The following is a 7,528-nucleotide window of genomic DNA, read 5'->3' as shown; positions in this document are numbered from 1 at the left end:
AGGGAGCCGAGGATGCCCCCCGCGCCGCTGATGACCTGGGACGTGCGTCAGCTCGTCACCGAGTTCGAGACCCCGACCGGTGTGCCCTGGTCCGAGCAGATCGGCGATCTGTGGCGGGACCGGTCCAGCCGTAAGCGGGTCGGGGCGCTGGTCAACGACATCGCGCACCGCGGCCACCTGGTCATCCCCGTCCATGCCCGCTGGGAGGACGGGGGCCGCGTATGGCGGATCACCGACGGGGTGCACCGCATCGCAGCGGCGTGGGCGCTCATGCAGTTCGTGCCGGTCAAGTTCATCGAAGGAGAGTCGTGAGCAATTCTGTCGTGTCGGCCATCAACTGGAACCGGGTGCCCGATCCGGTCGACGACACCGTGTGGCAGCGGGTGACCAGCAATTTCTGGTTGCCGGAGAAGGTGCCGTTGTCGAACGATCTGCCGTCGTGGGCGACGTTGACCGATGACGAGCAGCGGTTGACGATGCGGGTGTTCACCGGCCTGACCCTGCTCGACACCATCCAGGGCACCGTCGGCATCCCGGAGATGCTGGCCGATGCGGTGACCCCGCACGAGGAGGCAGTGCTGACGAACTTCGCGTTCATGGAGTCGGTGCACGCCAAGTCGTACTCCTCGATCTTCTCGACGCTGTGCTCGACGCGGGAGATCGACGAGGCGTTCCGCTGGTCGGAGGAGAACGAGAACCTGCAGCGCAAGGCGCGGATCATCCGGGACTACTACCGGGCCACGCTGACCGTCGCCGACGGCGTGGTGCTCCCGTCGTCGGACAACGCGCTGGTGCGGGCGCTCAAGCGCAAGGGCGCGTCGGGGCTGCTCGAGGCGTTCATGTTCTACAGCGGTTTCTACCTGCCGATGCACTGGTCGTCGAAGGGCAAGCTGACCAACACCGCCGACATCATCCGGTTGATCATCCGGGACGAGGCGGTGCACGCCTACTACATCGGCTACAAGTTCCAGCGTCGGTTCGAGACGGCCCCGGCCGAGGTGCAGGCCGAGGTCAAGGACTGGCTGTTCGAGCTGTTGTACGAGCTGTACGACAACGAGTGCCAGTACGCGGCGGACCTCTACGACCCGGTCGGGCTGACCGAGGATGTGAAGGTCTACATGCGGTACAACGCGAACAAGGCGCTGTCGAATCTGGGGTTCGAGCCGCTGTTCCCGACCGATGAGCAGGTCAATCCGGCGATCATGGCGCAGCTGTCGCCGGATGCGAACGAAACGCACGACTTCTTCTCCGGCTCCGGGTCGTCGTATGTGATCGGTAAGGCGGAGAACACTGCCGATGAGGACTGGGACTTCTGATGGAAGTGCTGCGGGATTCCGTGGTGCTCGCGGGCGCGTCGGCGGCTTCGGCTGTCGGCGCGTTCGCCGTTCTGCCGCCGACGGTGGCCAGTGTGGCTGCGGCGACGTCGGTGGCGCTGGCCGGGTCGTGTGTCGGGATGCGGCAGAACGCGCGTCGGCGGGCACGGGCCGAGCGGTCGGCCGAGCACGCGCTGTTGGCGGCACGGGCTGAGACCGAGCATCACTGGTGGCTGCGGGATGGGGATGCTCCGCGTCGGCACGAGTTCATCACGAGCCTGATCGACGCGCTGTATGCGGCGAAGGACCCGGATCCGCGGTTGGTGGATCGGGTGATGGAGGAGCTGGCCCTCGACGAGCCGTCGATCTGGGAGATGAAGAAGCTGCGGCGAGAGCTGCTCGCCGAACTCGAGCCGGAGGTGTCCGAGGAGCCGACCGAGCCGGTGTCCGAGCCTGTCCAGGAGGTGCCCGAGACCGTTACGGAGGTCGAGACATGGGGTCGGCTCGAGCCGGTGCGCACCGTCCCGGTCGCTCCGCCGATGCGCGTGCCGGGTCTCGCGGCGTGGGCGGCGAAGATCGAGCGGTTGCGGGCCGAGGCGATCCGGGCGACCGGGTTCGAGGGTGATCCGTGGGCGGTGGTGATGGAGCTGTCGCGGTACGCCAAGGACGAGGGGCGTCGTCCGGTGGTGCCGTGGGAGGTGGTGGTGAACCTGCCGGTGGCCCCGGAGTCGTGGGGTGATCGGAGTGTGTGCTGGTGGCTGCCCGGCAATGTCATCGCCGGTCGGCCGCCCGGATCGGGGCTGGTGATGCGGGCGGTGGGTGGGCGTGCGTCTCGGGAGGGGGTGTGGGCCGGTGAGACGTTGTGGGCGCTGACCGAGATCGTGCGGTCGGCGTCGGAGGATGGGTCGGTGCCGTCGGCGCATGAGCAGTTGGCCGAGCTGCGGGGTGAGCTGATCCGTCGGCCGCCGCGAGGTGCGGTGCCGCTGTGAGACCGGCCGTGTGTAGACGCCCCTACCTGCGGTGTCTAATCTCTGTTTAGACATCGGACGTTTCCAGGGAGTACCCGTGACCACCTTCTTCGTCCCCGGACGCCCCACCGCCCAGGGCAGCAAACGGCACGTAGGCGGCGGCCGGATGATCGAAGCCTCCATCTACCTCAAGCCGTGGCGCAAGACGATCGCCGAGGTCGCCACCCACCACCGCGCCCGCGACGCCGCCCTGTTCCCCGACCAGGCCCTCGCCGTCGACCTCGAGTTCGTCGTCAATCGCCCGAAGTACGCCATCGGCAAGCTGCTTCCCGCGATCAAACGCTCCACCGGCGACATCGACAAGCTCACCCGCGCCGTCCTCGACGGCCTGACCGGCATCTGTTACCGCGACGACTCGCAGGTCACCGCCCTGACCGCCCGCAAACGACTCGCCGCCCCCGGCGAGGAAACCGGCGTGTGGATCACCTACCGCCGCGACAACACCCACCTCGAACAGGACACCCCATGCGTGACTCCCCCGAGCGCCGCAACCGCATCGCCGCCACCGTCGCCAACTACTACGCCGGTTCCGTGACCTTGATGGTCTCCGACGCCGGTCGCCGCGGCCTGGCGCATCTGACCATGGACGCCGAATCGGTGCAACGGATCCTCGGCTACCTCATCGCCGCGCTCGGCGGCGAAACAGACCTCTCCACGATCGGCCTTCCGGCCGATTCCACACCCGCCCTTCAAGTCGCCGTCCTCACCCAGGAGTAACCGTGCCCGACAAACCCCTGTTCGGAACCCCGATCCCCGCGAACGCCATGCCCACCACCGGCTCGTACGCCGACATGCTCGACGCCAACCATGCCGTCCTGACCGGCATCGGCGTGCAGCTGGCCAACATCTCCCGGTCTCTCGAGCGCATCGCCGAGACCGTCTCCGGGGACTTCACCATCGTCTCCGAAAAGCGCGTCTGCGACTGCGACTGCGACTGCAGCAGCGCCGACACCCCGACCGAGAGCCCGGACCTGCTCAACCGCATCACCGAGACCGTCCTGACCGGCATCGTCGAGATGATGACCCCCTACCTCATGGGAAAGGGCCGGTCATGAGCCTGTCCGTCGGGGAGATCGCGCACGTGTGCCACGAGGCCAACCGTGCGCTGCAGAAGATCGTCGGCGACGCCTCCCCGTCGCCGCACTGGGAGTACGCGCCGGCCGATCAGCGCCGCTCGTCGCGGCACGGGGTGTCCACGGCCCTGTCCGGGGCCACGCCCGAGCAGCTGCACGCCGAGTGGTGCCGGGTCAAGCACGAGGACGGCTGGACATGGGGACCCGAGAAGAACCCCCTGGACAAGACCCATCCGTGCCTGGTGCCGTACGCCGATCTGCCGCCCGAGCAGCGCCTCAAGGACGCGCTGTTCCACGCGATCGTCGCGACCCTGTCCGAGCGCCCTGCTGCGGACACCGGCGACACTGCCGCCGAGGTAGCCGGGCTGACCGGATTGCTCGAGCAGGCCGCCGATGCCCTCACCGCCGCGCTCGGCGGCGCGCTGGACACCCCGTGGCCGGGACGACCACTCACCGGGCACCTGTCCGCACCGTTGCGCACGGGCCTGGTCGCGGCGATCCAGAAGCTCGCCACCCAGCGCGATCAGGCACGCGAGGAAGCGTCGGTCGCCGACGCCCGCATCGAGCGGCTCACCGAACAGCTCAACGCCGCCCACCGGCGCATCACCGAACTCGAGATCGAACTACAGGAGGCCCGCTCGTGAGTGTTCCCGTCATCATCGCCCGTTCCCGTGAGGACGCGGAGTTCTACGCCGCGCTGATCGACGTCAAGCAATTCCACGCGGTGTCCACCGTCGAACAGCTCGACGGGCTCGACCCGTCCGGCGGGGTGTACTTCACCTCGAAGTTCGAGGAGACCGCCCGCGAGGACACCTCTGCGAAGGTGATGCGCCTGGCCGTCGAACGCTGGCAGGCGCGGACCAAGACCACCCAGGCGCAGATCCCCACCGTCAGCCGCATGGTGCACTACCAGTCGTACGGCACCCCGGGCGGCGAGTACCTGCCCGAACCGCGCGCAGCGATCATCACCGAAGTCCAGGTGGTGGGCGATGTGCAGGCGATCCTCGACCGCGGCTGGGTCCTCGCTGGCACCCACGGCGACGGCGTCCACCTCGCGATGACCCCGGACGGCAAGTACATCCCCCGCGAGGAGACCCCGACGACCTTCCGGGTGTACCTCGCGGTGATCAACCCGACCGGCATCCACTTCAACCAGGGTCCGAAGGGCGAGGGCGTCCCCTACGCCGATGTCCCGACCCCCGGGCACTGGAACTGGCCGCCGCGAGCATGACCACCCTGGGCGCCGGCAATCAGTGGCGGGCTGCCGGCGCCCCTCCCCTATCTTCCCGTTTCCCCTGAACAGACCCCTTTTCGCTCGAACGCAAGGAACGACTCTTGCCCATGGCCGCCACACCGCCATTCGCGACCGACAACGACCATCTGCACGCCGCCTGGCAGCTGTTCGACGCTGCCGTGACCCGCCTGATCGGACCCCGACACGACATCGTCGTCGACGATCTCGGCAACCGGGTCGTCACCACCGCCCCCTCGATGTACGAGGAGATGCGCGCCGAACTCGCCGGACGGCAGGGCACCTCCTTCGGTGGGGTGGCCCGCTCCATGCCCGCCTGCTGGATCGACGGCGTCGACTGGTTTCGCCTCGTCGACGGCACCGTCGCCATCTGGGCGCCCGGCGGGACGGGTGAGACCCCCGAACGCCTCGAGTACCTGCTCGAGTGGGCGTGGCAGCCCGCCGACTATCTGTGGCTGCGCACGGCCGCCGAGGACATCGAGGGATGGGTCCAGGAGGCCGAACAGCTCATCGCCGGTCGCAACCGATTCGAGGTGACCGCGCCGTGTCCGGCCTGCGGGGCGTCGGAGGCCACGCATGTCGATTCGGCCGGTGAGCATGTCCGTTCGGCTGCGTTGCAGGTGTCCATGGCCGGGGTGTCGTGCCTGGCCTGTGGGCACGAGTGGGGGTTGCAGGGGGTGATGGCGTTCGCGAAGTCGCTCGGGTGCACGCCGCTCGACGGCATCGACCCCGGTAACGCCTACGACGTCCGTTAGATGTCTACTGTCGAGGTCAGAGGTAGAATGAACAGGCAATTGAACAGCAAAAGCCCCCGCGGAGGTGCGAACTCCCGGGGGCATGGTCCGACTACATACCGAGAGAAGTCGAACATGAACCATCATAGCGGTGTGCCTACCTTCGATGGTGACACACAGTTCCCGACCATCCGGGACCCGTACGTCTACGACGCGATTGATCTGTCGCTCTGGCAAGGCGAGGGCACGATCGTGAACCCGTGGAACTGCCCTCCGGCGGGCATCCCCGTCGCATACACGCTTCATGTCGAGGGACACCCCATCTACGTCGGTTCGACCGGCGACCTGCATCGACGCCTGAACCAGCACCTCAAAGAGGGTCGCGTCTGGACGGGTTGGATCGCATTGCAGGCCCTACACCGATGGGACGCCTACCAGCAGGAGCGCGCCCTATACGAGGATTACCTCCGCGAACTTGGCAATCCCCCGATGCTGAACCGGGTGCCGCCGATGGTGCCCGCCCAGAGCGAGAAGAACATGCACGTGCCCTACCGGCTCATCCTGAATCACCCCGCCTACCCGCAGGCCGAAGCCGAGACGATCTCCGAGGTTGCCCAGTGAGCCTCGAAGCGATGACCTGGGTCTATACCCGGGCTCCGATCCCGAAGCGCACCGAGAAGGGCGAGCCCTCGCCCGGCGTCCTGGCCGCGGTGCTGCTCTGCCTGGCCGATGGCTACAGCGAGGAGACCGGCCTCGCGTTCCGGGGCATCCCCGGAATCTCCGCACGGACTCGATACGACGAGAAGACCGTCCGGGAGGCGATGCGGGCACTCGAAAAGTACGGCCTGATCCGGCTCGCCGAGGACCAGTCGATCGTCGCGGCAACCATCAAACGGGCCGACCGGCGCCCGAACGGCTACGAGCTTTCGCTGCACCTCGACAACTACGGCGAGCACCTTCCCGAGCATGACCGGGCACACCGCGTTCACGAAATGCCTGGTCAGACGGGCGGGCGAGCGACCCCCCCGTTGCCTCCACGGGCGGGTGAGTCGCCCGCCCGTGAAATCGACGGGGGGGTGAGCGACCCGGAACGGGCGGGTCGCTCACCCGACACGGGCGGGCGAGCGACCCCCCGAACCCAAGAAGAACCCAAGGTGAATCCAAGAGGGGGGTCGCGTGAGGTGAGTACGTCACTTGCCGAGCCGTCCCCGACGGCCCCCTCCCTCGATCCGCCGCCTGCCCCTGCGCCGCCTCCGGCGGACGAGGGACCGTCGCCGTTCTGCGAGCGACACCCCGAGGGCACCGACCAGCGATGCCGGGGTTGCGGTCTGGCCTACCGAGAGCGCCAGAGGTGGGAGTCCGAACGTGACCGTGCCGTCCAGGCTCGCCTGTCCAGCGATGTCAAAGCTCGTGCGGCGGTGAAGCGGCTCGAGATCGAGGCGTGCGATCTGTGCGATGAGGATGGCTATCGGGGCACCCGCATCTGCGATCACCGCCCGGAACTCGACGAGGCTGCTGTGCGCGGGATGGCGCGGGTCCGGGCTGCGCTGGCGAAAGACCCCGCCGGTGTCTAGCCGTCCAGTGTCGGACTAGACAACTGGGGTGGGGGCGGCTATGGTCGTTCCCGACGCCGGAGTTTCGAGTCCGACCCGCCTCGGCTCCGAACTCCGGCGGCCAAAACTTCACACTCGCCCCGGTGCGACAGGTCCCGGTTACTTCTCATTCAAGTGCCCCCGTGACCACCTCTTTTCTCGGCGGCGACACAATTTCACAGCGTTGATGCCCCGAAGTGTCGGTCGGAACTGTCCCAAAGTGCCCACCGTCACGACCGACAGGCCTCCCGTCGATCCCCCCCCCTACAGGCGGGAGGACTCCTGATCCGGCCGGCACTTCGGTGCACCAGCACCGCCCACGTCTCGGTGCGAACGACAACCGTGGTTACTTCATTTGGGATGACGGGGTCGCAGGTTCGATTCCTGCCACTTCCGCGGAAGCGGGGGTGTAGCTCAGTGGCAGAGCACGTAAACGTCACCACACCGTCGGCCTTTTCTCGAGACGTACCTGCACTTTCACACCCTCCCGGTGTGCTGCGGGACCGGTACTTCATTTGGATTGAACTCACCGCCAA

General features: G+C 67.6%; 11 protein-coding genes. All 11 read left to right on the top strand.

From position 1 onward, the window contains the following. The first annotated feature begins 12 nt into the window (after positions 1–12). Positions 13–312 carry a hypothetical protein gene (locus C6Y44_RS28035; RefSeq protein WP_192379353.1) on the top strand — a complete coding sequence of 100 codons (300 nt, stop codon included), beginning with the start codon at positions 13–15 and terminating at the stop codon, positions 310–312. Then, complete coding sequence (gene nrdF / locus C6Y44_RS28030; protein WP_225623923.1) at positions 309–1,316, top strand: class 1b ribonucleoside-diphosphate reductase subunit beta; 1,008 nt, start codon at positions 309–311, stop codon at positions 1,314–1,316. Before C6Y44_RS28035 ends, nrdF begins: the two co-directional genes overlap by 4 nt. After that, positions 1,316–2,302 carry a hypothetical protein gene (locus C6Y44_RS28025; RefSeq protein ID WP_192379349.1) on the top strand — a complete coding sequence of 329 codons (987 nt, stop codon included), beginning with the start codon at positions 1,316–1,318 and terminating at the stop codon, positions 2,300–2,302. The genes nrdF and C6Y44_RS28025 overlap by 1 nt, the downstream gene beginning before the upstream one ends. 76 nt (positions 2,303–2,378) lie before the next feature. Then, positions 2,379–2,876: a RusA family crossover junction endodeoxyribonuclease gene (locus C6Y44_RS28020; protein ID WP_192379347.1), complete on the top strand. Its 498-nt coding sequence runs from the start codon at positions 2,379–2,381 to the stop codon at positions 2,874–2,876. Then, positions 2,807–3,058 (top strand): hypothetical protein, encoded by a 252-nt coding sequence (locus C6Y44_RS28015; RefSeq protein WP_192379346.1) that lies wholly within the window; start codon positions 2,807–2,809, stop codon positions 3,056–3,058. Before C6Y44_RS28020 ends, C6Y44_RS28015 begins: the two co-directional genes overlap by 70 nt. A gap of 2 nt (positions 3,059–3,060) precedes the next feature. After that, entirely contained in the window at positions 3,061–3,396 is a 336-nt protein-coding gene (locus tag C6Y44_RS28010) for a hypothetical protein (RefSeq protein WP_192379344.1), read from the top strand. Next, positions 3,393–4,058: a RyR domain-containing protein gene (locus C6Y44_RS28005; RefSeq protein WP_225623922.1), complete on the top strand. Its 666-nt coding sequence runs from the start codon at positions 3,393–3,395 to the stop codon at positions 4,056–4,058. The genes C6Y44_RS28010 and C6Y44_RS28005 overlap by 4 nt, the downstream gene beginning before the upstream one ends. Beyond that, on the top strand, positions 4,055–4,645 hold the full coding sequence (locus C6Y44_RS28000) for a hypothetical protein (protein ID WP_192379553.1): 591 nt from the start codon (positions 4,055–4,057) through the stop codon (positions 4,643–4,645). The genes C6Y44_RS28005 and C6Y44_RS28000 overlap by 4 nt, the downstream gene beginning before the upstream one ends. Positions 4,646–4,755: 110 nt before the next feature. Next, positions 4,756–5,421, top strand: a complete 666-nt coding sequence (locus C6Y44_RS27995) for a DUF7341 domain-containing protein (RefSeq protein ID WP_192379342.1) — start codon at positions 4,756–4,758, stop codon at positions 5,419–5,421. 132 nt (positions 5,422–5,553) lie between these two features. Further along, a complete protein-coding gene (locus C6Y44_RS27990) occupies positions 5,554–6,021 on the top strand; it encodes a GIY-YIG nuclease family protein (RefSeq protein WP_192379340.1) in 468 nt (155 codons plus the stop codon). Beyond that, positions 6,018–6,974, top strand: coding sequence for a hypothetical protein (locus C6Y44_RS27985; RefSeq protein WP_192379332.1), 957 nt, complete (start codon positions 6,018–6,020; stop codon positions 6,972–6,974). Before C6Y44_RS27990 ends, C6Y44_RS27985 begins: the two co-directional genes overlap by 4 nt. The last annotated feature ends 554 nt before the right edge of the window (positions 6,975–7,528 follow it).

Origin of the sequence: Rhodococcus rhodochrous, assembly GCF_014854695.1 — a bacterium.
Lineage (GTDB): Bacteria > Actinomycetota > Actinomycetes > Mycobacteriales > Mycobacteriaceae > Rhodococcus.
The sequence above is the reverse complement of the archived record's forward strand: the minus strand, read 5'-3'. Positions and strand labels throughout refer to the sequence as shown.